This is a genomic window from Streptomyces sp. NPDC004658, from assembly GCF_040609555.1.
GTDB lineage: Bacteria > Actinomycetota > Actinomycetes > Streptomycetales > Streptomycetaceae > Streptomyces.
Genome location: NZ_JBEXKG010000067.1, coordinates 14,531 through 38,933, shown reverse-complemented (window position 1 = coordinate 38,933; position 24,403 = coordinate 14,531). Strand labels below are relative to the sequence as shown.

Below are 24,403 nucleotides of genomic sequence, written 5' to 3'. Positions count from 1 at the left end.
CGCGGCGGCCGGCCGGACGCCCTCGGCGCGCTCACCTTCGGTCTGGCGCTGGTGGCCCTGGTCGCGGCCCTGACGCTGGGCCGGGACGGCTGGCTGCGCGCGCCGGTCGGGCTGCTGCTGGCGGCGGCCGTCGTCCTGGTCGCCGTGTTCGTCGCGGTGGAGCGCCGGACCGGCACCCCCATGATCGACCTCGGACTGCTGCGGCACGCCCGTTTCCTGGCCTCCTCGGCGGGCGGCCTGTTCACCGGCCTGGCCGTGATCGGCCTCTTCAGCTTCCTTCCGGCGCTGCTCCAGCAGTCGCTCGGACTCTCCCCGCCGGCCACGGCCGGGCTGTTCCTGCTCTGGTCCGGCCTGAGCTTCGCCGTCGCCCTCCAGGTCAAGCACCTGGCCGGCCGTGTCGCCGCCCGCACCCAGCTCGCCCTCGGCTTCGCCCTGCACACGATCGCCGTGGTCACGATGCTCGGCGCCGTCGGCTCCGGCTCCTGGACCCGGCTGCTGCCCGGCCTGATCGTCGGCGGCCTCGGCAGCGGGCTGCTCAACGGAGCGCTGCCGCTGCTCGCCGTCGACTCGGTGCCGCCGCAGCGGGCCGCGATGGGTTCCGGCGCGCAGCAGACCTTCCGCTACGTCGGCTCCTGCGCCGGCGTGGCCCTGACCATCGCCGTCGCCACGTCGGGCGGCAGCCTGGCCCGGGGCACGAACATCGCCCTGCTGGTGTCGGCGGGGCTGGCGGTGGCGGGCGCGGTGAGCGTGCTGGCGCTGCGGGAGCGGGGCTGAACCGAGCAGGCAGCGGGGGCGGACCGGCCTGAACGGGCGCGCCGGGCCTGGGCGGGGTGTTCGGCGGGTCCGGCTCACCCGGGCCGCGTCGACACCAGCCTTCCCCAGACCACCAGCCGGTACCGGGAGGTGAACTCGGGGTGCGGGTGGTCAGGGTGATGTAGGAGCCGGGTGCGTCGTACCCGTACCCCGGCCGCACGAGCGAGCGCGGGACGGGCCGGACGACCGCCGAGTCCCCGGGCGACGTGCGCGGCAGGATCCGGTCGACGTCGTAGGTGTACGTCACCGTCCGCGTCTCCACCTCGATGGCGTCCCCGCGCCGCAGCCGGGGAAGGTACCGGAAGGGCTCGCCGTGCGTGTTCCGGTGCCCGGCGAGCGCGAAGTTCCCGGCGCGGCCCGGCTGCCCGGTCCCGCGGTAGTGGCCGACGTACCCCTTGTCCAGCACCTCCGCCCTGCCCACCCCCTCGGCGACGGGGACGCGCAGGCCCAGCCGGGGGATGGTGAGCACGGCGTACGCCTGGGAGCGCCGGGGCAGGGTCGCGGGGCTGTACGGACGCCGGGGCCCGTGGGAGGCGCCGGGCCGTCCGGACCGCGTGGCGAAGGGCACGCCGGCACCGCCGGGAGAGCCGCCGTCACCGGCGGTCGTACCGCCGTCCCCGCCGGCCGCCGCGGCACTGCGCCACTCCCGCTCCCGTGCCGCCACCTCCCGCTCGGCCCCGCGCCGGGCCTCCCGGTCGGTCCACCACATCTGGTGGGCGACGAGCAGCAGGAGGACCAGCCCGGCCGTCACGAGCGCCTCGCCCACGCTCCACAGCACCCGCCCGCACCGGGCGCGCCTGCGCCGATCGCTGTGCCGTACGACCCGCACGCCCGCCACAGTCCGCATCCGCGCCACCTCCACCGGAGCCGCCCGCACGATGGGCGCAGCGCCTCCAACTGGCCAGGGACAGGTCGGTGTCCGTCCCGTTCGAGGCGACGTCGGTGCAGACGCTCCAGATCGACGGCGTCACCGTGTGACGGGAGCGGTCATGACAGGGGCAGGGCGTCCTGGTAGCCGTTCGAGGGCCGGGGGACCTTCGTGACCGTGCGCGCGTCGAGCGCGACCGGCGCGGAGCTGGTGCCGAGCCGCCCGCCGGGGTGCCAGGTCCCCGTGACCGTCACCCAGGTGTCGGCGGGCAGCTCGGGGCCGCCGTAGATCCGCACCTTGACCGACTGGGCGTCCGCCGCGCAGCAGTTGAGGATGATCCGGGTCAGCTCCCAGGCGCCGCCCCGCGTGCCCGGCAGGGGCGTGACGAACCCGGTCATCCGGATCGTGCGCCCCTCGATGGCCTGCCCGCGGTCCTCCCTCACCCGGCTGGTGAAGTCGGAGAGGGTCATGGGCAGGGGCGAGGTGGCGGGCAGCGGGTCGAAGTCGCTGTCATGGGTGACGGTCTTCGCCGGCTGCCGGGCGGCGGTGTACGCGCCGAGGGCGGGCGGGGTGTAGAAGAGCAGGCTGAGGGCGGGCAGGAGCAGCAGCCAGGAGACGCGGGGCAGGCCGGAGTGATCGTGCCCGTGACCGGTGCCGGCGTCGCCCCGGTCCAGGGCCGCGCTCGCGACGCCCAGCAGGAGCAGGACGGCCCCGGAGGCGATGAGCGGGAGCCGCATGCCCTCCTTGACGTAACGCAGGCAGAGGTCGGTGAAGAGGGAGACGTGCAGCAGCCCGAGCCCGCACAGGGCGAGCAGCCCCGCCCGGAGCGCTCTCCTCCCGGCCCCGTTCACAGCAGCACCCCTCCGATCAGCGTGCTGCACAGGACGGCGACGACGACGGTCGCGGCGGAGAACCGTACCGCGAAGGCCCGCCCGAACGTCCCCGCCTGCAAGGCGATGAGCTTCAGGTCGACCATCGGCCCCACCACCATGAACGCCAGCCGCGCGACCGGCGGGAACCCGGTCAGCGAGGCGGCCAGGAACGCGTCGGCCTCGGAGCACACCGCGAGCAGCACGGCGAGCCCGGCCAGGAAGAGCACGGACAGCCAGGGCGCGGCGGCGAAGGTGTCGAGCACGGAGCGCGGGACGGCCACGTTGAAGGTGGCCGCGGCCATGGCGCCGAGCACCAGGAACCCGCCGGCGTGCAGGAAGTCGTGCTGGAACCCGCGCCGGAACTCGTCCCACCGGCTGTGCCCCCGCTGATGCCCGGTGTGCCGTACGACGGGTCGCAGCCACTCGGCCCGTCCGAACCGCAGCCACAGCCACCCCATGACGACGGCGGTGGCGAGGGAGGCGAGCAGCCGGGCGAGCACCATCGCGGGGTCCCCCGGGAACGCGATGGAGGTGGCGGTGAGCACGACGGGGTTGATGGCGGGCGCGGACAGCAGGAACGCGAAGGCGGCCGCCGGGGTGACCCCGCGGCCGATGAGACTGCCGGCGACCGGCACGGACGCGCACTCGCACCCCGGCAGGACGACCCCCGCGACCCCGGCCACGGGCACGGCGAGCGCGGGCCGCCGGGGCAGGATCCTCTGGAACACCCCCTCCGGCACGAAGGCGTTGATCGCGCCGGACAGGGCCGTGCCGAGCAGCAGGAACGGCAGGGCCTGCACGGTGACGGCCAGGCACACGGTCCGCCATGCCTGCACGGCCGGGGCGTCGCCCCAGCGTCCGAGCAGGAAGAGCGCGCTGCCGGGCACGACGGCGGCGCCGAGGAGCAGGACCGGCCAGTACCGGGGCGGCGCGGGGGCGTCCGCACCCTCCCCGGCGCCGGCCGGACGACCGTCCTCGACCAGCACCCCCGTGTTCCGCATGCCGACTCCGCGTGTAGACGTCGGCACAGAAGATATCCCTCTGTGCGTACCGGATGTGCGTACCGGCGGGACGGCCCCCTCCTCGGCACTCCCCGGGGCTCCGGGGGACCCCTCGGCGGCTCACTTTTGTCACGTCCCGGCAGTACGGTGTCCCCCATGCGCCCCGACACGCCTGCCGAGAACGTCGACCACACCGCCGAAGCGGCACGCCTGGAGCGGACCGCTGACCTGTACCCGGAGGACGCCGAGACCCTCCTCCTGCGGGCCGCGGCCCACCTGGAACTGTCCGGCGACCGACCCGCGGCGACCACGCTCTACGACCGCCTGCTGTCGTCCGCCGACGGGCTGGACAACCCCGCCCTGGTCCGCGCCCTGAAGGCGTCGAACCTGTGGGAGTACGGCCACGAGGCCGAGGCCAGGGCGATCATCGAGGGCATCCGTACGACGGCCCCCCGGGACCCGGCCCCGTGGGTGATCGTCGCGGAGGCCCTGGAGTCCCACGACGAGCTCGAAGCGGCGGCGAAGACGTTCACCGAGGCCGCCGACCTGCTGCTGCCGGACTCGTCGGAGGAACCCCCTCCCGCCACCCACCCCCTCCTGTACGGCCGCCACCGCGTCCGCCGCATGCTGGGCCTGCCGCACGACGACCGGGACACCCTCGCGGACACCCTGCACACGTCCCCGGTCTCCCTGGACGAACTCCACGACCCCAAACGCGTGTGGTCCCTCGGCTCCGACAACCCGGCGGAACTGGCGGCGGAGATCTCCCGCCTCCGCGCCGAACTGGGCGCCTACCGCGAGGCCCTCTCCCGCCCGTTCCCGGTCGCGATCCTGCACTGGCCGGCCCCGGAACTCTCCGAGCTCCTCTCGGCGTACCCCACCCTGTCCTCGGAGTACCCGTCCCACGCCGAGCACCTGTCGACCATAGAGTCCTCCCTGCGCGAGCTGTCCGCCTCGGGCACGCCCAACCTCGGCATCGTCACGGGCACGGTGCCGTCGTACGAGGCGTTCGCGGCGTCGGAGGGCTCGTCCCCGTCGGACCCGGCCCTGCTCCCCCAGTACGCGACGACGCTGGCCGCGCGGGGGCGGGCGGTGGGGTGGCCTCCGGGGAGGGGGGCGGGGTGTTGGTGTGGGTCGGGGCGGCAGTATGGGGAGTGTCACGGCCGTTCCGAGCTCTGAAGGCCGGCGAAACGGCGGGCGTGGCGGGGTCGATCGGTCTCATGATGCAATCGGCATTGCAGTCCTGGCCCGGCGTTCGGGCGGGGGGAATCCACCGGCCTGTCGAGCCTCGTCACGATCGTGAGGCGCAGCCATCTTGAGCATCATGAAGCCGTCATCGCCAGCCGTCTCGGCCCGCATGAGCAGCCAAGCCAGCAAGGACACAGCCGCCGAGTTGATGGTCCGACGGCTACTGCACGCCGCCGGGCTGCGCTATCGCGTGGAGTACCCGGTGCCGGGCATGGCCCGCCGCCGGATCGACGTGGCCTTCACCTCGGTCAAAGTAGCTGTCCTGATCGACGGCTGCTTCTGGCACGGTTGTCCCGAACACGCGACGCAGCCGAAGTCGAACGCTGAGTGGTGGCGGAACAAGCTGGACCGCAACATGGCACGAGACGCCGAGACCACCGCACATCTTGTGGCAGCAGGCTGGGAAGTCCTGCGCTTCTGGGAACATGAGCCACCGCAGGACGTGGCGTTGCGTATCACTGCGGCGGTCGAGCGGCGGAGAGCCCTCAAGGGGCGGGGGAGGAATCGTTGAGCAAGCTGACCTTTGTCGACGTGTGCGCGGGGGCGGGTGGTCTCGCACTGGGCCTGGAACGGGCCGGATTCGAGCCGCGCCTGCTGCTCGACGAGGACGACGACGCCTGCCGGACTCTGCGGGCCAACCGTCCGCACTGGAACGTGCTGAAGACAGACCTCCTCGACTTCGATCCCGTGGACCATCCAGAGGTGTACGACGTCGATCTGCTGGCGGCCGGTCTGCCACGGGTGAAGTCGAGCGCGGCGGTGACGCGCAGGTCGTCCGACACCGAGATCCGGCTAATCCAGGCAACGGCCTATCTGGTCCACGCCGTCCAACCACGAGCGTTGATCATCGAAAATGTGCCCACCTTGGTCGACGGGGACTCCTTCGAGTCGATTCGGGACTTCCTCTGCAAAGAGTTGGCACACCTCGGGTACGAGTTGTCCTGGTTCGCCCTGAATGCCTCCGACTTCGGCGTCCCTCAGGACCGCGCACTGGGCATCCTTGCAGCCGTCAAGCGACAGTGGGCGAATGCCTTCCGACCGCCTCGACCCACCGTCAACGAGTACGTGTCGGTCGGAGAGGCCTTGGCGCCCTCGATGCGTTCCCGTGGCTGGCCCGACGCCGACCGCTGGGCAGCACAGGCGACGAGCGTGGCGCCGACCTTGGTGGGTGGATCCAAGACCCACGGGGGTCCGGACTTCGGACCGACCGGCACCAAGGCCAAATGGCGTCGGATGGGGGTCTATACGAAGTCGTTCGGCAACAAGCCACCCGGCCGCGATTTCAAGTGGGATCCGTCACTCGGGGACGACGGACTGGTGCGGATAACAGTGGACCAGACGGCTCTCCTCCAAGGCTTCCCCGAATCATGGGAGATCGCCGGGCTCAAGACCGCCCGCTACCGTCAGATAGGGCATGCGACGCCGCCACCCGTCGCTGAGGCGCTGGGGCGGTCCGTCGCCGAAGCATTGAACCGGGATCCGGTTGTCCCCGCCGCCGGCTAGACTTCCGCCACATGACCAGCACGCCGCCCCATCAGCCCATCCTCGACAAGCCCTTTGTCCTGGACCTGTTCGCAGGGCCTGGCGGGCTGGACGTGGCCGCACACGTGCTCAATGTGCCGAGTCTCGGTGTCGAATGGGACAAGAGTGCCTGTCTGACGCGTTACGCGGCCGGTCTGGACACCTTGCACGCCGACGTGAGCGCAGTTCGTAGGGATGCCTTCGAGTCGCTTCCCCCGGAGATCAACGTGCTCGCCGGTGGCCCCCCGTGCCAGACGTACTCGGTTGCGGGGAGCGGCGTCGGCCGTAAGGCTCTGGACGAGGTCAAGGGCTACATCGAACAGCTCATGACGGGCGTCTCGGACGAGGAGATCGACAAGGAGCTGCAGAAGCTCAGCGATCCGCGCACGGCGTTGGTCCTCGAACCTCTCCGGTACGCGATCCAGGCGACCAGGAGCCCGAACCGCGGCAACCGACCGTACGATGTCATCGTCCTGGAGCAGGTCCCCGCGGTCGAGGCCCTCTGGGAGCACTACGCCTTGGTGCTGCAGAAGACCGGCCTGCCCGATGGCACCAAGTACCAGGCCAAGGTCGACGTCCTCGACACCGAGACATACGGGGTTCCGCAGACCCGATCGCGAGCCGTGCTGATAGCTCGCCGTGAGGGGCTCGGTGAGCCCTTCCTTCCCGAGCCGACCCACCGCGCCTACGAAGCGAAGCAGTGGAATCGCAGGAACGACAAGGCCGCCGCTCTCACGCATCAGCCGGCTCTCGACGAGGAGATCGCTCAGGAGCCGGTGACGCGCCAGGGGAAGGCCGAGGGACCGCAGCCGTGGGTGTCGATGCGCATGGCCCTGCCAGGGCGCGAGAAACCATTCCTGGTCCGCTCGAACTACGGCAGTTCCGGAAACCCGGGGCGACGCGGTGTCCGCACCGACCAGCAACCGGCCGCCACTGTCACCGGCCGCATCTCGCGCTTCGTAGTGTTCGAGCACTTGGACGAGAACATCGTCTACGAGGGCCCTCGGTTCAGCATGAACGAGGCGGGGATGCTGCAGAGCTTCCCACCGAACTACCCCTGGTCGGGCACGGCGCAGGCACAACAGGTGGGCAATGCCGTGCCGCCTCTCTTCGGCGCGCACCTGCTGAGCGCCGCGCTCGGTCTCCCCGCGCCGGACCCGGAGGTTCTGCGGAAGCCATGGGTGCCGGCCACGGAGGAGAAGCGGGCCAAGCTCCGCAGTCACGGCTGCGGAGCTGCAGAAGACTGCACCGCCCGCTGCCCGTGTCCCGAGGATCAGGCTCCGCCGCGCTCTACCCCGCGCAAGAAGAAGGCATCGGCAGAGTAACCACGGCGGTCGCCCGATCAGACCTCGCTCTTCCTGCCCCTGACCGGCGCGGTCTCGAAGAGTTCGGTGAAGTGGTCGACGAGTGCGGCCACGGACTCCTCCGGTACAGGATCCTCGTCGGGTCCGTCCGGGAGAACGTGGCGCGATACCGGAGGTGCCGTCGCCGCCTCCGCGATCCAGTTCCGCAGAGCGGCCGGGTCCCTGAGCTCGTCCGGTGCGAGGACGTCATAGACCAAAGTCGCTCCGGCCGCGGTGATGGCGACGCTCAGACCGTTGATCTCTCGCCCTGTGGTGATCTTGCCGCTCTTCACAAGGCGGACGAGGGCCTGGGCGGTGGGACGGTGATCGATCATGTCCCTCCGCAGAACCGTGTGGATGAGGTCCTGGTTGCCACAGGCCACCTCGACGGGCTCGTAGTCCGGCCCGTTCCTGAACAGCTCGGCCGCCCACCACAGACGGGAGAAGCACTGGCGGTCCGCGGGCCCCTGGAAGCGCTCCGCCGGGATACGCCGCTCGGGCCGCGCTGCCGTCGACTCCGACAGGTGTCGCCAGGCCACGTAGTCCGGGGCAACCGCCAGCGCCAAATGTGTCCACAGGCGCTTGTCCGCCGCTTCCCGCCGGGTGAGGCGCAGCGTGGCATGAAGCCGCGGTGCGAGCCACGCGTCGGCGCGGGTTCGGTCGTCGCGGAACTCGAAAATGGCGTCTTCCACCAGGCTGCGGATCGGTTCGACCGCCCATCTGGCGTCGTCCTCGGGGAGCGGTTCGACGACCTTGGCGAGGTCGATGCCGCCGTGGACCTGTTCGGCCTTGAGCAGTTGATCAGTGAGGAACCTGTCGGCGGCCGATGCGGGGAGCAGCGCCAAGCGCTCCGGTACGTGGTCGGGCTGGGTGATCACTTCTCGCTCTCCCGGTTCGCTTGTTCGAGACTGCGGATGGCATAGCCCAGCGCCCTGGAGGCCTCGGCGCGTCGGATCGCTGCGTAGTGGATTCGTGTTTGGAGTTCGGCCCAGCCCGAATCGCCGGTGCGCCGACGGTGCACCTGTCGCAGGGCCTCCTCGACGTGCACGCCGGGTACGACGTCCGGCAGCATCTCCCGCAGGACCTCGCCCTGCCAGTCGGTGGGGAAGACCGGGTTGCCACCGGGCTCGATCTCCAGATCGCCGATGGCGCCGTGGAACACCGCGGTCCACACGTCCGTGGCCATCTGGGCGACGAGGAGGTCGCGGACCTTGCTCTCGACGCCGGAGCCGCTGCTGTCCAGCAGCCCCACGATCCCATCGACATCGGTGTTCACGAAGACCGTGGGCACCCTGGCCGAGGTGTCCACGATCCAGGGCGCGTCGGCGTAGGCCCGCAGCCATTCCCTGGAGCTCCTGGTGAAGGAGGCTTTGCGGGCCTCGAGTTGGAGGCCGCTGACTGGTTCGTCGGAGACCGTGTCGATGATCCAACTGCGGTCGGTCTCGGCGATCGACCGCCCCGCCACTCCATCGACCGTGCCGACGGCGTAGATGGCGAGGGAGGCGCGCCCCAAGTGGTCGTCGCGGAACACCTCCATGGAGCCCGACCAGTCACGGCTGCCCTTCGCGTCCCGCGTGAGGTCCGTCGCGGTACGGACGTTGGTCTCGCCGTCCACGAGCACGGCGAGGACGCGCACGTCGGACCAAGCCGCGTCCGGCGCGTCAGCCCCGGGGGGCAGCGTCGCGGACAGGCCGACGGTGGCGCTCGTCCAGTCGTCGTGTCCCGCGACACCGAGCGCGACGGCCTGCTGCTGGGTCGAGTAGGCGCTGGTGTCCAGCTGGTCCCGCGTACCGTCAGCGAGTTTGAGGGAGACCGACGTCACCCGGAACGTGATCGGCCGGTTGAGGCGCTTGTACGGATAGATCTTCACGCGTCACTCTCCCTTGTCGGCCCGCAGTTCGAGCACCAGGCGGGTCAACGCGGTCCTGACCGGGTGGCTGGTGACGTCGGTGGCTCCACGGAACGTTGCGCGGCGGACTCCGGGGGTGAAGCGGAGGGTGCCGTCCTCCACCTCGCAGCCCTCGACGGCCTCGAGCTCCGCCCAGTCCAGTTTCGGACGGCCGCCGGAGCGGACGTCCAACTGGGCGACGGGCACCATGGGGACGATCTCGTCGCCACGCGGGATGCTGACCTCGGCGGTGATCCGCCACTCGCCCGCATCGCCGATCGTGGCATCGAGCCCGTTCAGCACCGGGATCACGGGGCCGGTGGGCATCTTCGCCTTGGGTCGGTTCTTCACGGTCAGCGCCTTGCGCAGGCTCTCGCCGCCTTCGCGGCTGCTGCGCCTCGGGCGCGCGACGAGTTCCCTGACCGCGTTGTTGACCTCCTTGGTCAGCCCCTCGATCCGCCGGTAAGCGGAGGGCGACCAGCGCAGAGTCAGCTCCTCCGTCTGGCCCCAGCGGTCGTGCTCGGGCGGTTCCGCCGCACGCAGGAACTCCTCGGCCTCCTTGGCGAAGGGGGCCGCTTCCCCGGCAGCCTCACCTGCCAGGAGAACCGCCTGGAACGGGTTGGTCCCGAGCGGCAGTCGAGGGACCGTGGCCTTCCTGACGGTCATGCGGTTGCCGCGCAGCGTATGCACCTGATTGATCGGCCTGTCGTTGTCGCCGGCCGCCTCGGTGACCAGCAACACCGCTTGGTGGATCCCGAGTGTGCCGCCCACGGTACCCCCCGACAACGGCAGCTTCAGGGGAACGTTCCGAACCGCGACCTGCCCTGCTTCGGTGAGCCTGTCCACCGTGGTGCCCTCGTAGAAAGCTCGCAGGGCGCGGGTCCTGGAGGGTTGTTCGACCGAGGGGTCAACCTTCGTCTCCTCCACCACCACCTCTCCGTCGTTGCGCAGAGCACGGACCGACACCTCCAGAAGGGGGAGTCGGCCGCCACCACCGGTCATGGCAGCCCAGAAGTCACGCCCCAGCGCCTGGACGAGCCGTTTGTGCATCCTGCGGATGTCGCGGGTGTCCTCGTCCCCTTCCTCCTCGACGATGTCGTCGTCGAGGTCGGACGTGTTCGCCTCCAGGCTGGCCACATCATGCGCACCGACGATGAGGAAGGACGTACCGGGCTCGTCGCTGTCGCGGCTCAGGTGCAAGCGCGCCACGGTCTCCTCGTCCGCCCACCAGGAGCGGACGACCTCGGCACCCGGCGAGTCGGGATCGGGACGTCCGAGCCAGGCGGGGCCCGCGTACGGGCGACCGTCGACTTCTCTCCACGGCAGTTCCAGACGGCCGATCACTCGTCGCTCGGTACGCCCCTCATGGGGAACGGAGAGTGTGGAGTTGATGAGCACCAGCCCGAGCGCACTGGTCGCCCACAGAGTCGCTTTGCCCAGACCGTAGGAACCGCCCGCCGAGCGTCCGGACTTGAGGCTCTCCAACTGACGCCTGACAACGGCGGCGAACTTGCCGTCCTCGTAGTCGTCGCCGGTCAGGCCGGAGGCGTTGTAGTCGTCGACACGGAGCAGGACCAGACGGCCCTTCTCGTACATGTCCCGCACACCGGCATCCACAACCCGCCCGACCTTCTGATTGCCGGCGAGTTCGGAGACGGCCGAGTAGTGGGGGAAGAGGTCCTTCCAGAGGATGGCGTCACGGAAGGAGTCAAGGTGCTCACCGGTCAACTCGTGCAGGGTGTAGCGGACCCGCACGGGACGGCCGTTGTCCGTCAGACGCTCGTCGAGGCTGTTCTGGCAAGTCTCGCGCGCAAGCACCTGTACGTCCGCATCGAAGGCGAAGGCGGCGGCATTTCCGAGTTCACGTCCGCCGTCGGGGTAGCCGGGACGGTGATACCACGTCACGGGGAGACCGGCCTGGGTGTCGGTCGTGCGGGTGTGCACGGTGCCGAGATCCGTGCCGAGCGCCTTGGCGATGTCAGCCATCGCGGTGGGGCGTGGCGTCGACCTTCCCGTGATCCAAGCGGAGACTGCAGCTCGGGTCAGTCCAAGCTCCTCGGCCAGTTCGGCCTGCGTCTTCCTCGCGAGCTTGAGCTGCCGGGCCAGCCACGGCCCGAACTCCTCACCTGTCTCCACGCGCCACCTGCTCTCCTGAGGTCGTCGCCGTGACGCTAATTTGACATCATCGATCTTGTCAACCAACAGTTAACGGAGATGCTTCGCCAGACATCCCCACACCGGTGTCCCATTTTGCCCGCATTGTACCTATGGCGAGGTTTCCCCTTGCCTCATTAAGGGTGAGGCGAGTAACTCCCCTTCACGGCAGTCGACTTGGGGCTTGCACGGTCACCCCCGGCACCACTAGTCTGATTATCGATGGGAAATCCATCCCGCTCGCACAATCTGCATCCAGAGCGTCGGGCAGCTGGGGGAGAAGTGCGCCCGAAACCATTGCGGCGCAAGAGGGGACAGCTGTATCCAGGCGCGCAAAGCCAGCCACACAAGAGACTTTTCCGAAACCGCTGGCGCCCCGAGATCCTCGCGCAGTAGCGTGATCGCGGGAAAGAAGAATCCCACGATCTGAACAATTCGGTCTTCGCGGGGGCGTGTCCCATTGCACCCCTGTACGAATAGTAGAAAACGTGACAGGGGGGCTCAGAATTGGACGACAAAGATTGCTGTTTCCTGCTGCTCTCGGGCCGTGAGAGCAGCGCCTTTTGGTTGGACATCCATCTGGCAGCGAGCAAGGCCGAGGTGGCCGAGGTACTTCACCGGCACAACGTGTCCGAGGACGACTTCGTCAAGGAGTTCCCGGACTTGGCCAAGGTGGTCCAGGTGTTGCCGGCCCAGGGCTCCGCGAGTCAGTGAGCCGCCTGTTCACCTGCGTCTTCGAGTCGTACCGAAGCCGCTTCCCACCGACCCCCGAACACGCCCGAGCGCCATGGGCCGGCTTCGCGCACGCTGCCGCCGGCCCGCCCGTCGCCCACCTTTCGTCCTCCTTCACAATAGGGAGCGCAGAACAGTGCCGTCCTCGTCCTCCGCAGTCATCGAGACCGTTCTCGAACAGTCCGCCCGTGTCCTCCAGACCTATGCCGTGGACCCCGGTCTTGTGGCCGAGCACGCCAACGGTGAACGTCGCATCACACAGGGTGGGTACGGCGACAGGCAACTTTTCGAACTCGTCCAGAACGCGGCCGACGAAATCGTGGACGACCCCGGAGGAAGAATTCACGTTGTCCTGACGGAAGCCCACTTGTACTGCGCGAACGAGGGCAGTCCGGTGACCCCGGAAGGCGCTGAGACCATTCTTCGAATGAGCATGTCGAAGAAGCGCGGCGGCCAAATCGGACGCTTCGGAGTCGGCGTCAAGTCCGTTCTCGTGGTGACGGACACCCCTGAATTCTTCAGCACCAGCGGCAGCTTCGGATTCAACAGGGCCTGGTCGTACGAGAAGATCAAGTCCGTGCCCGGTGTGACGGCGCGCTACGGCCCGGAATTCGACGCCCCCGTGCTACGGATGGCCCGCCCGCTGGATATGCAGGCGGAACGCGCCGTCGATCCCGTGCTGGACGAGTTGCTGACGTGGGCGACCACCGTCGTTCGTCTGCCTCTGTTGCAGAAGGCGGACGAACGGCTCGGCCGGGACATGCACGGCGGCCAGGGCAAGGATCACGGCGAACCCCGCGAGGAGTTCCCGGTCGGCTTCCAACTCTTCTCGCCGCACGTGGCGAAGGTGGTGCTGGAGGACCGCCGGCCGCGCCCCGTGGCCCGTCGGGTCCTGACCACCCACCGGTCCGGCGACCTGCACACCATGGTCGAGGAGCGCACCGGCAAGACGCCCTCCACCGAGCGGTGGCGCGTCTTCACCGTCACACACGAGCCTGGGCCTGCGGCTCGCGCCGACGCCGGAGAGCTGCACGACCGCATCACGCTCGACCTGTCCTGGGGCGTCCCCGCCCTGGAGAAGGACCCCGAGAGCGGTCTGTACGTGAGCCCGCGCTCGCGCGGCCGCGGCAAGTTCTGGTCCTTCTTCCCGACCAAGTACGAGATGTCGTTGAGCGGCATCCTCAACGGCGCCTGGAAGACCAACGAGGACCGGCAGAACCTGCTCGACTCCTCGCCGTTCAACCAGGAAATGATCCGGAGGTCGGCACAGCTGGTGGTCGACTCGCTTCCCGCACTGGCCTCGGCCGACGACCCAGCCGCCTACCTGCCGTTGCTCCCCGGCCGCGTCAAGGAGGCCATCAGTTGGGCCGACGAGTTCCTGACCCGGGAGATCTGGGCCCGAGCCGCGCGCTGCCCCTCGCTGCCGGACCAGGACGGTGTCCTGCGCGTCCCCACGGCGCTCCGCGTCCACCCGCGGCTCGACAAGGACCCGAAGAAACTGTCCGGTTGGCTGCGGATGTGGCACGAGTGCCCCGGACGCCCCTCGAACTGGCTGCATCCCAGCGTCGAGGCCGACTCACTCCGCTCCGGAAAGGTCGAGCACATTCTCGGTGCCGCCGGGCATGGGCGTGCCGAGGTCCGCGAATGGTTGGAGGCCCTGGTCGAGAAGGGCACGCCGGAAGCGTCGGCGGTGGCCGTCCGCATTGTGGCGGACCTGATCGAGCAGAAATCTCCGCACGCCGCGGAGGCCCGCAAGGCCCGGATCGTGCTCACCGAGGAACACGGTCTCGTCGCGCCGGTGCACGGCAAGGTGTTCCGCCGGGCAGAGGACCAGGACGGACTGCGCGAGTCCACCGTGTACGTGGTCACCGAGCTGGCGCAAGACCCGTCGCTCGCCCATGCCCTCAATGTCCTGGGCATCCGGGAGGCCGATGCAGAAGGCCGATTCATCAGCGTCCTCGACCAGGGCTTCGACCACTACACCGACTCCGACTGGCTGCGGTTCTGGGAACTGTTCCGACGGGCCGGGGTCCGGCGACTGACCCACAAGGTGCTGGAGCGGGTGCCCGCACCGCGCTCGACCCTCCGCGTCCGGACCACCGACAAGCGGTTCCGGCCGATCCAGGACTGCATGCTGCCCGGCGTCGTGGTCGACACCGGGCGGGACCCTGCCGTGGCCGTCGACATGCACTTCCACTCCGACGACACGCATTTCTTCTCGCTGGTCGGCCTGAAGGATCGACCGGCCGGCGGCATGCAGCCCGAGGAAGGCGAGGAGTGGTTCGAGGAGTACCGCGCGGCCGTCCACGCCTCCTATCTGCACACCCTGGACAAGAGCGCTCCCCGGCCTTCGCTCATCCGGATGAAGGTCGAGGGCGCCGCCATCGGAGGCCAGCTCCACCTCTTCCGTCACCTCTCGCCGGAATCCCGCGCCCGCTACCTGAAGGCACTCCCCGACGACGCTGTGGTCGCCAACTGGACACGACAGTTCGGTGCCCAGACGAGCACCCGCCAAGCGGTGACGTCGCCGATCCGATGGATGCTCCGGAAGTACGGCACGGTCGCCACCTCCCAGGGCCTCAAGCCACTGACGGAGGCCGTCGGCCCCGAGCTGGCCGCCTACCGCGACGTGCTGCCCGTCGCCGACATCTCCGCCGAGAAGGCCCGCAGGCTTAGTCTTCCCGGCACGATAGAGGAGGTTCCCGCCGACCGCTGGGAGGCGCTCCTCGACCAGGTCTCCCGCAGTGAGGACGACGCGTTCGTCGGCACCACGTACGTGATGCTGACCCGCTTCGGAGCGGACTTCCCCGAGGACTCCCTCACCCGCTGTCGGATCGGCGACACCTGGAGCGCCCGCCCCGACGGCGAGATCACCGTGGCGGTCGGCGACATCGAGTACCGGGCGCTGCGCGCCGAGCAGCTCCCGGCCCTGCTCGTGCAGTCGGCCGCGGACGCCGAGCTGATGGTGGAGAGGTGGGGCATGCTCCGCTACTCCGACGTGATCAGCCGCGAGACCCGAGAAGTACCCGAGGGCGACCCCGTGCCGCTGGTCGAGCTCTTCCCCGCCCTGCGGCCGCGCCTGAACAGCGGCAACCGGAACAGCATGGTGCAGCGGTGCACGGAGCTGGAGGAGGTCGCTCGTACCCCCAACGGCACCCAGACCTCTCCCCTGGACGCCGTGCGCCAGGACGGCACCGTCAAGGTCCGCGTTCCGCTCGAGCCAGAACCGATGCTGCGCCTGATCGACCGGGAGCTCGGTCTCGGTCTCGGCGCGGCCGGCTGCCGTGCGGTGTTGGAACACCAGGAGCGCATGGCCCGCGACGGCGAGCTGAAGGCGGCACGGAGGGCCGTCCGCGAGGCGAAGGACGTCGTGACCAAGATCGAGCTGCTGATCGGTGCCGAAGCGCTCAGGGCAGGACTCCCCGAGGGGTTGATGGTGGCCGAGCTCCAGGCGACCGGCGGTGCGGAGCCGTCCCCCCGTCGCATCGCCCAGATGGCGTTCAACGCACACGGCGACGGCGTGCTCAAGGAACACGCCCGCGACATCCAGGCCCGCTTTCCCGACGCTCCGATGTCGTACGGAGGTTCGTCGGCAGCCATCGCGTTCGTCTCGGACCTGAAGCTGCCGATCACGTTCGCCGGTTCACGGACTCCGTCGCCGCCCCCGATCGAGACCGTGGAGGGCCCGCGGGACTTCCCCAGCCTGCACGACTACCAGGAAGATCTGGTCCGGAACATCTCCACCATGCTGGACCGGCTGGCTCCGCAGCGCGGCATGCTGTCGCTGCCCACAGGTGCGGGCAAGACACGGGTCACCGCTGAGGCCGTGATTCGCTGGGTCAAGCGGGTCGGCGACCTCAAGGGACCGCTGCTGTGGATCGCGCAGACCGAGGAATTGTGCGAACAGGCGGTGCAGAGCTGGAAGTTCGTCTGGAGCAAGGTCGGTGCGGAGCGTCCGCTGACCATCAGCCGCCTGTGGAGCAGCAACGAGGTCGGGAACGTCGTCGAGCACCCCCACCTCGTGGTCGCCATCGACGCCAAGCTGGAGAAGTGTCTGGGCACCGACCAGTACGCGTGGTTGCGCGAGGCCGCCCTGGTGATCGTCGACGAGGCGCACACCGCCATCTCCAAGCGGTACACCGAGGTCCTCGGCCTGCTCGGGCTGACCCAGTACGAGACCCGCCGACACCTGCTCGGTCTGACCGCGACCCCTTTCCGCAACACCAATGAGGACGAAACGCGCCGGCTGATCAACCGCTTCGGCAACAAGCGTCTCGACGAAGGGGTTTTTCCGTCCGGCGACCCGTACCGCGACCTCCAGAAGTGGGGCATGCTCGCCCAGGTCGAACATCGCACCCTCGAGGGTGGCCAGATCGAACTGAGCCGTGACGAGAAGACGCACGCCGAGCGCATGGCGATGCTGTCCCGCGCCGCCGAGCAACGGCTCGCCGACGACCACGAGCGCAGCCGACGCATCGTCGAGTCGGTGGCCGAACTACCACGCGACTGGCCGACGTTGCTTTTCGCGACGTCCGTGGACCATGCCAAATATCTCGCGGCCATGTTCAACGACCTCGACATCCCGTCCGCCGCCGTGGACTCGACGACCAGTGCACAGGACCGTCGCACCCGTATCGAAAACTTCAGGAACGGACACATCCGGGTCCTCACCAATTACGGTGTGCTGACCCAGGGCTTCGACGCGCCCGCAACCCGCGTCGTGGTCGTCGCGCGGCCTGTCTACAGCACCAACGTCTACCAGCAGATGATCGGTCGTGGTCTGCGCGGCCCCAAGAACGGCGGCAAGGACATCTGCCTGATCCTCAACGTCAGTGACAACATCGCCAACTTCGACACCCAGCTCGCGTTCACCCAGTTCGAGCACCTCTGGAGCCGCAAGTGACCGACGTCTACCTCGACAGCCCTCCGCTCACGGACGAGCAGCGGGCCGTGGTCGAGCAGCCCTGGGACGCGCGCGTCCTGGTGACCGCGGGGGCCGGGGCGGGCAAGACCCACACGTTGGTGCGCCGTCTCGACGCGCTGTGCGGTCACGAAGATCCTGACGAGGCGCTGGAGGCTTCGGAGATCCTGGTGCTCACCTTCTCGCAGGCCGCCGCCCGTGAGCTGCGCGAACGCATCGCCCGGCACGGTGAGCGGGCCCGTCGGGTGCGCGCCCTGACCTTCGACGCGTGGGCGTACGGGGTACTCCTGCAGACGTATCCGGATCGGGAGTGGGGCGGTACCTCCTTCGACGAACGGATCCGCGCTGCCGCCGAGGCCATCGAGAAGGGTGCGCTGGAGGCCGGCGACTCGGTGCCACCGTCCCACGTGGTGATCGACGAGGTCCAAGACCTGTTGGGCGACCGGCGGGAATTGGTGGAGGCGCTCCTCGACCGGTACCAGGACAGCTGCGGCTTCACCGTGGTCGGCGACGCCGCCCAGTCCGTCTACGGTTTCCAGATCGAGGATCCGGAAGAACGGGAGAACGAGATCGGCCGGTTCTTCGAGTGGCTGCGGCTTTCCTTCCCGGACGACCTGGTGGAGCTGCGCCTCAAGGAGAACTTTCGGGCCATCACCCCGGAGGCGAGGACCGCCCTCGCCCACGGCCCCCGACTTCAGCGGATCCGGGACGTGGAGGAGGCCGGCAACCTTTACGAGGAACTGCGCGACCTGCTCCTCGATCCGTCGAACGCCTACGGCGAACTCACCGACGAGTACACCTTGCAGAGCCTGCGGGACCTCGACGACACCTGTGCGATCCTCACCCGCGACAACCAGCAGGCACTGGCGGTCTCGCGTCTGCTCCACGAGAACGGTGTCGATCACCGGCTGCGCCGTCCCCTGGAGGAACGGCCGGTGCCCTACTGGGTGGCTGAGCTGTTGCGCCGTACAGAGGCGACCGGCCTGACGGAGGATCGGTTCCGTTCGCTGCTCGGGGAGATCCTGCTGCCCTATGAACCGAGCGCAACGACCCTGTGGACGGTGCTGCGGCGCGCCACGCGTTCGCCCGGGCGCACCGCTCTCGATCTGAACCGTCTGCGCCGCCTGGTCGCCGATGGCCGGTTCCCCGACGAGGCGGCCGACCCGGAGACCGCGCGCATCGTCGTCTCCACCGTCCACCGTGCCAAGGGCCTGGAGTTCGACCGCGTGATCGTGCTGATACCGCCGACCGTCGCCGAGCTGCACAAGCAGTTCAAGGGCGAACTGGACCTCCCCGCCGAGGCGCGGGCGTTGTACGTGGCCATGACTCGTGCCCGACAGGACCTCTACCACACGCCTTCCCCGGAGCTGCCGCTGTTCCGGAGAGTGGGTGGGCGCAAGAACGGCCGGCGGTACATCGGCGGATGGCGGTCGTACGACAGGTATGGGGTCGTCGCCGAGGCCGATGACGTCTCGCGGGACGACCCGCCCGGCCATCCGTCAGGCGCCACCGTGACTCAGGCCTATCTTCTGGAACGGGTTCGCCCCGGGCACGAGGTGGTGCTGCGCAAGCGCCACGACCTGCCGATGGGTGAGTTTCAGAGCCCGCCATACGCTCTCGTCCACGACGGGCGGGAGATCGGCGAGGCGTCGGACCGGTTCCGAGAGGGGCTGTTCCAGGTGCAGAAGGTCAACCGGTCGTGGGACCCGTGGTGGCCCGACGAGATCCACGGCCTGCGCATCGACACACTGGAGACAGTGGCGGGTGGCGTCGCTGCCGGCGCCAACGCCGGCCTCGGCGACCGAGGGGTGTGGATCGTTCCCCGGATCACCGGCATCGGCATGTTTCGACGGGTTGAGGACGAGGAGCTGGGCGCATGACGCACGAGGCAGGTCGGCACTCCGAGCACTACCGGGTGCGGGACGAGGAACTCCTCGTGGGCCTCCGCCGTGAACTCTTCGGACCGGCCGAAGATGCGGCGCCGGAGGATCGGGCAGAGGTCCTCACCCAGGACGCGCCGATCGACCGCTATCTGGCCGGTGTGCTGTATCCGCGTGCCTCGAAGGAACGGAAGGGCGAGGACGCAGCCGAACAGGACGGCCTGGACGCCGTCCCGATGACCAAGCGTGGGGATACGGAAGAAGCTGGCGACGACGACATCGGTGTCTCCGGGGGCAAGCGACCGTCGTCCATGGGCCTGACCTTCGCGGTCAATCCCGGCATAAGCGACACGATCGTGGTCTCCACACGCGCGTCGGTCTACGAGCCCACCGACGCGGAGGGCAATCCCGTGCCGGCGCGGCGCGCCGAGGCCCGGACGACCGCCGAGCAGCGGGAAAGGTGGCACCGCAGAGAACTGGACCTCCCCGACGTCCGGATCGATGTCACCTCTCCTGTGGCCGACCAGCGGGTGCCTCTGGGGGACAAGGCACAACTGCGTGTCGTGGTGCGGCGTCCGGACCCGGTCACGGGCACGGTCACGATCACGGTCACGCTGGTCAACAAACAGAAGGTCGGCGAATGGGACCTCCAGGACGCCTTCGCGCTCTTCCAGTGCGGTCTGACCGTTCGGGCCGCCGATGGTTCCAGCGCGATCGTCGAGCGCCCCGCCCCTGCCGCGGCACATGATCCTGAGATCGCCACCAGTCGGCTCCTGCACCGCCACGCCCCGACCTTCGCCGTCGGACACGGCTGCGCCGCCTCATGGGACTGGGTTCCCACGCCGATAGGGGTGTCCGAGGCACGCGAAGCGGCCGTTGCCGAGGTACGCAGTGACTTCGTGCCCAGCGTGGAGGTGCTGCTCACCGACTCCAACCCGGAGATCGACAGCTCCTCTCTCTCGATGCTGGGGCTGGCCGAAAAATCCGACGCGGAGGTGGTGGCGGCACTGGAGGCACTGGCCGCGGGCTACGAGGACTGGATCGACCGGAAGTCGGCCGAGGCGGAAGCGCTGGTCGGTGGCCCTCACGAGAGGTCGGCGCGGGATCAGGTGCTTGCCTGTCGTGACGCACTCCGCCGTATCCGTGAGGGCATCGGGTTGCTACGGACCAAGCCCGACCTGATGAGGGCGTTCCGGCTCGCCAATCGCGCCATGGCCGATCAACGCGCGCGCAGCGCCTGGGTGAAGGGCGGAAGTGTGGGCAGCCCTGATCCGGCCGCCGGCCGTTGGCGGCCGTTCCAGATCGCCTTTCTGTTGCTCTGTCTGGCCGGAATCGACGATCCGGAGCACGACGACCGGAAGATTGCCGACCTTCTGTGGTTCCCCACCGGTGGTGGCAAGACGGAGGCCTACCTCGGGCTGATCGCCCTGACGTCGTTCCTGCGCCGGATCCGCAAGGGGCCGCACGGCGGCGGGGTCACCGTTCTGATGCGCTACACGCTGCGGCTCCTCACGCTGCAGCAGTTCGAACGTGCGGCGACCCTGCTCTGCGCCATGGAGCACATGCGGCGTCGCACGCCCGAACTGGGGGAAGAGGAGTTCTCCGTCGGCATGTGGGTCGGTCGCTCGGCCACCCCCAACACGCTCGCCGAGGCTGCCGGCAGGCTCGACGAGCTGCGCGCCGACCTGACCAAGCGGCTCGCCACCGAGAATCCCGTACAGTTGCACGCCTGCCCCTGGTGCGGGGCCCGCCTCGACGCGCGGAACTACGAGGTCGACGATATCGCCAAGCGGATGTACATCCGCTGTCCCGGCGCGGACTGTGTCTTCACCGACGGTCTTCCGGTCCACCTGATCGATGAGGCGGTGTACGACGCTCGCCCGACACTGGTGATAGCCACGGTCGACAAGTTCGCCTCGATGCCATGGCGTCCGGCGACCTCCGCGCTCTTCAACCGCGACGACGAGAACGATTCGACTCCTCCGCCGGAGCTGATCGTCCAGGACGAACTCCACTTGATTTCGGGACCGTTGGGTACTCTCACCGGGCTGTACGAGACTGCCGTGGACGCGCTGGCCGGCTGCCCGAAGGTGATCGCTTCCACGGCGACGATCCGCCGCGCGGCCGACCAGGGGCTCAACCTCTTCGCCCGTGGCGTGCGGCAGTTCCCGCCCGCCGGCCTGGACGCGCGCGATTCGTGGTTCGCCGTGGAGACCCCGCGCCAAGAAAAGGCGAGCCGCCGCTACGTCGGTCTCCTGGCACCGGGTACCAGCCAGTCGACTCTCCTCATCCGTACGTACGCCACCCTGTTGCACCGGGCCATGCACGCCGACACCGACGACAAGGTGCGCGACGCGTACTGGAGTCTCGTTGGCTATTTCAACAGCCTCCGGCTGCTCTCCGCGGCGGAACTGCAGCTCCACGACGATGTCGTGGCATATCTGGAGCTGCTCGCCGAGCGTGAGGGCGTCACAGTGCGCCAGGTCGCCAACTACTCAGAGTTGACCAGCCGGATCGACGCGAGTGAGATTCCCGCGCGGCTGAAGGGCATCGAGAAGAGGCTTCCTGGCGAGGACACCGTCGACGTCCTGCTCGCCACCAACATGATCGCGGTGGGTGTGGACGTGGACCGGCTCGGGTTGATGGCCGTGATGGGCCAACCGCAGACGACCGCCGAGTACATCCAGGCGACGAGCCGCGTCGGCCGTGCCCATCCGGGCCTGGTCGCGATCATGTTCAACTCGGCGCGTGCGCGGGACCGTTCGCATTACGAAAGCTTCCAGCACTACCACTCGGCCCTTTATCGCGATGTCGAGTCCACCTCGGTGACCCCGTTCTCCGCCCGCGCCCGTGAACGGGGCCTGCACGCGGTGATCGTCGCCCTCGCCCGGATCCTTGTCCCGGCCGCACGTCCGAACGACGGTGCCGGCCGGGTCGAGGCCTACGAGACCGACCTTCGCGGGCCCATCAGGAAGGTGCTGCTCGATCGTGTCCGCGCCGTGGCACCGCACGAGGCGGAGGCCGTGGAGCAGGGCTTCGACGAGTTCGTCGAGTGGTGGCTCGAGGAGGCAAGCCGCGGCGGAATGCTCTTCGAACCCCAGAAGGGCAGCCGTGCCCCCGCGCTCCTCAAGGCGTACGACGACGAGACCGAGGACACCAACGCGTGGCCCACGCTGTGGAGCCTGCGCGACGTCGACGCCGAGTCCGCCCTGTTCATGGAGGGAACCCGATGACCCCGCCCCCCGTGCGCCGCCGCAGGACCGGAGCGAACGGCTCCGTACCCGCCCATACCGTGCTGCGCCGCGGCACGGTCCGCCGTGCCCAGGCGATCACCACGTACGGCGTCGGCTCGCTCATCGCCGTCGATCACGAGTCCTTCATCGTCTCGGGCCTCGACGAGGCCGACCGGAGCTGGAGCGCCCACGAGGCTCCCCGCATCCACGAGCGACGCCTGGAACGCCTGCTCGAGGTCGACCACTTCCGACTCCCACCGGCGTCCGACGACGGCAGCGAGGACGGGCTGCGGGTCCGCCGCTTCCCCTTGATGCACTCGTGCCCCGAGTGCGGCGAGCTGGCGCGGCACCAGGACTTCAATCCGCCGCCCCGAAAGAGCGTCTGCGGCACATGCGAGGTGGACCTCGTCCCGTCCCGTTTCGTCGTCGCCTGCGCGGCGGGCCACCTCGACGAGTTCCCGTACTGGCAATGGGTGCATCGTTCGACCGATCCCGCTTCGAGGGGCGCGGGGAAGTGCGGGGGCAAGCTGATGATGCGCACGTCGGGGCGCACCTCATCGCTCCGCTCGATCGTCATCTCCTGCACCTGCGGGAAGGTGCCTGAGGTCTCGATGGAAGGTTCATTCCGCAAGAAGGCGCTGAAGGATCTCAGGCTCTCGTGCCAGGGGACTCGTCCCTGGCTGGGCTCCTCCATACCGGCCGAGGGATGCGGGCGTCCGCTGCGCACGTTGCAGCGAGGTTCCTCGTCGGTGTGGCAGCCGGTGCTGAAGTCGGCGCTGTCCATCCCTCCGTGGAGCAGCGTGCGCGCGGACCCGCTGGCCGGTCACTGGGAGAAGCTCAGGAAGTACGACGACCGCGTGCTCATCGAGGCCTACCTCGACGCAGTCTTCGACGAGCCGTGGCCCCTCTCGCTGGACGAGGTCATGACCCTGCTCGACGCGGAACGCGAGGAGGAAGCCGAAGCCGAAGCGGCTCCCTCCTTCGACCATCGCTACCGGGCGCTGCGCAACAAGGAGTACGAGCGCCTGCGCGCAGGCAACGACGAGAGCGAACACTCCCGGGAGGAGGAATTCGTCTGCGAGTCACCGCTCGGCGACGGGAGCATGCTCGACCCGCTGGGTGTCACCGGCCCGATGCTGGTCAAGAAGCTTCGCGAGGTGCGTGCCCTGAAGGCGTTCACCCGGCTCGTCGACGCGGAGTCGACTACCGACCCGAAGGAGATGCCGCTCTCCGAGAAGCCCTTGCGCTGGTTGCCGGCCATGGAGGTCCGCGGCGAGGGTGTATTCCTCCGTCTGGACGAGGACCGGCTGAGTGCTTGGGAGAAGCAGGCGGCAGTGGTCGACCGTGGCGAGCTCATGCGCCGGGCCCATCAGCAGGTGCTCGATCAGCGTGCCGACGCTCCGGCCCGGGCCGTGTCGTCCCCGGCGACCCCACGCCTCGTACTGCTGCACACCCTCGCGCATGTCCTCATCAACGAGTGGAGCCTGGAGGCGGGTTACCCGGCCGCATCCCTGCGAGAGCGGCTGTATGCCGATAACAACATGGCAGGCGTGCTCGTGTACACGGCGACGAGCGACTCCGCCGGCAGCCTCGGTGGGCTGGTCGCGCAGGGCGAACCGGAGCGCCTGAACGAGACGATCCGTTCAGCCGTACGCCGCGCCGAGTGGTGTTCCGCCGACCCCCTCTGTCTCGAGGCCGAGGCGTCCGGCGCCGACGGAACCAACCTGGCCGCCTGTCACGCGTGCGTGATGCTCCCCGAGACGAGCTGCGAGCACAACAACGTCCTTCTCGACCGCGCGTTGCTCATCGGCACGCCGGAGGATCCCGAGGTTGGGTTCTTCGGAAGTGCGCTGACCCCGTAAGCACGGTTCGCTCGCTTCTGCTCGCCAGGTGAGTCGCATGGTCGGAGGTGGGCGGCGGGCGCCGCTG

15 protein-coding genes and 1 pseudogene are annotated in these 24,403 nt (G+C 69.2%); 10 read left to right on the top strand and 6 right to left on the bottom strand.

Annotation, left to right across the window (positions count from 1 at the left end; all coding sequences use genetic code 11):
• A partial coding sequence (locus tag ABZV94_RS22655) for an MFS transporter (RefSeq protein ID WP_356342915.1) occupies window positions 1-774 on the top strand: 774 nt, incomplete at its 5' end.
• Between the two features lie 74 nt (window positions 775-848).
• On the opposite strand, the pseudogene ABZV94_RS22650 reads toward ABZV94_RS22655, so the two are convergent.
• From ABZV94_RS22650 to ABZV94_RS22640, 3 genes and pseudogenes are all read right to left on the bottom strand, one after another.
• Window positions 849-1,660 (bottom strand): annotated as a pseudogene (locus tag ABZV94_RS22650) (class E sortase).
• Window positions 1,661-1,800: 140 nt separating this feature from the next.
• On the bottom strand, window positions 1,801-2,532 hold the full coding sequence (locus ABZV94_RS22645; protein WP_356342912.1) for a TIGR03943 family protein: 732 nt from the start codon (window positions 2,530-2,532) through the stop codon (window positions 1,801-1,803).
• On the bottom strand, window positions 2,529-3,554 hold the full coding sequence (locus ABZV94_RS22640; RefSeq protein WP_356342909.1) for a permease: 1,026 nt from the start codon (window positions 3,552-3,554) through the stop codon (window positions 2,529-2,531). Before ABZV94_RS22640 ends, ABZV94_RS22645 begins: the two co-directional genes overlap by 4 nt.
• Before the next feature lie 156 nt (window positions 3,555-3,710).
• Between ABZV94_RS22640 and ABZV94_RS22635 the strand changes: the two genes are divergently transcribed.
• The 4 genes from ABZV94_RS22635 to ABZV94_RS22620 all read left to right on the top strand — a co-directional run bounded on the left by ABZV94_RS22635 (window position 3,711) and on the right by ABZV94_RS22620 (window position 7,648).
• A complete protein-coding gene (locus ABZV94_RS22635) occupies window positions 3,711-4,733 on the top strand; it encodes an SEC-C metal-binding domain-containing protein (protein ID WP_356342907.1) in 1,023 nt (340 codons plus the stop codon).
• Between the two features lie 178 nt (window positions 4,734-4,911).
• Window positions 4,912-5,313 (top strand): very short patch repair endonuclease, encoded by a 402-nt coding sequence (locus ABZV94_RS22630; RefSeq protein ID WP_356342923.1) that lies wholly within the window; start codon window positions 4,912-4,914, stop codon window positions 5,311-5,313.
• Window positions 5,310-6,305 carry a DNA cytosine methyltransferase gene (locus tag ABZV94_RS22625; RefSeq protein WP_356342904.1) on the top strand — a complete coding sequence of 332 codons (996 nt, stop codon included), beginning with the start codon at window positions 5,310-5,312 and terminating at the stop codon, window positions 6,303-6,305. Before ABZV94_RS22630 ends, ABZV94_RS22625 begins: the two co-directional genes overlap by 4 nt.
• Before the next feature lie 11 nt (window positions 6,306-6,316).
• Window positions 6,317-7,648: a DNA cytosine methyltransferase gene (locus tag ABZV94_RS22620; protein ID WP_356342902.1), complete on the top strand. Its 1,332-nt coding sequence runs from the start codon at window positions 6,317-6,319 to the stop codon at window positions 7,646-7,648.
• Window positions 7,649-7,665: 17 nt separating this feature from the next.
• On the opposite strand, the gene ABZV94_RS22615 is transcribed toward ABZV94_RS22620, so the two are convergent.
• From ABZV94_RS22615 to ABZV94_RS22605, 3 genes are read right to left on the bottom strand one after another with little or no spacing between them, the layout of a single operon-like run.
• Entirely contained in the window at window positions 7,666-8,544 is an 879-nt protein-coding gene (locus tag ABZV94_RS22615; RefSeq protein ID WP_356342900.1) for a DUF6339 family protein, read from the bottom strand.
• Window positions 8,541-9,536 carry a hypothetical protein gene (locus tag ABZV94_RS22610; protein WP_356342897.1) on the bottom strand — a complete coding sequence of 332 codons (996 nt, stop codon included), beginning with the start codon at window positions 9,534-9,536 and terminating at the stop codon, window positions 8,541-8,543. Before ABZV94_RS22610 ends, ABZV94_RS22615 begins: the two co-directional genes overlap by 4 nt.
• Window positions 9,537-9,539: 3 nt before the next feature.
• Window positions 9,540-11,690 carry a helix-turn-helix transcriptional regulator gene (locus ABZV94_RS22605; protein ID WP_356342895.1) on the bottom strand — a complete coding sequence of 717 codons (2,151 nt, stop codon included), beginning with the start codon at window positions 11,688-11,690 and terminating at the stop codon, window positions 9,540-9,542.
• A 525-nt stretch (window positions 11,691-12,215) separates the two neighbouring features.
• On the opposite strand from ABZV94_RS22605, the gene ABZV94_RS22600 reads away from it, so the two are divergent.
• From ABZV94_RS22600 to ABZV94_RS22580, 5 genes are all read left to right on the top strand, one after another.
• Window positions 12,216-12,422, top strand: a complete 207-nt coding sequence (locus tag ABZV94_RS22600; RefSeq protein ID WP_356342892.1) for a hypothetical protein — start codon at window positions 12,216-12,218, stop codon at window positions 12,420-12,422.
• A 451-nt stretch (window positions 12,423-12,873) separates the two neighbouring features.
• Window positions 12,874-17,343, top strand: a complete 4,470-nt coding sequence (locus ABZV94_RS22595; RefSeq protein WP_356342920.1) for a DEAD/DEAH box helicase — start codon at window positions 12,874-12,876, stop codon at window positions 17,341-17,343.
• Window positions 17,340-19,241, top strand: a complete 1,902-nt coding sequence (locus ABZV94_RS22590) for a UvrD-helicase domain-containing protein (RefSeq protein WP_356342890.1) — start codon at window positions 17,340-17,342, stop codon at window positions 19,239-19,241. The genes ABZV94_RS22595 and ABZV94_RS22590 overlap by 4 nt, the downstream gene beginning before the upstream one ends.
• On the top strand, window positions 19,238-22,474 hold the full coding sequence (locus ABZV94_RS22585; RefSeq protein WP_356342888.1) for a helicase-related protein: 3,237 nt from the start codon (window positions 19,238-19,240) through the stop codon (window positions 22,472-22,474). The genes ABZV94_RS22590 and ABZV94_RS22585 overlap by 4 nt, the downstream gene beginning before the upstream one ends.
• On the top strand, window positions 22,471-24,336 hold the full coding sequence (locus ABZV94_RS22580; protein ID WP_356342885.1) for a DUF1998 domain-containing protein: 1,866 nt from the start codon (window positions 22,471-22,473) through the stop codon (window positions 24,334-24,336). Before ABZV94_RS22585 ends, ABZV94_RS22580 begins: the two co-directional genes overlap by 4 nt.
• Window positions 24,337-24,403 lie beyond the last annotated feature (67 nt).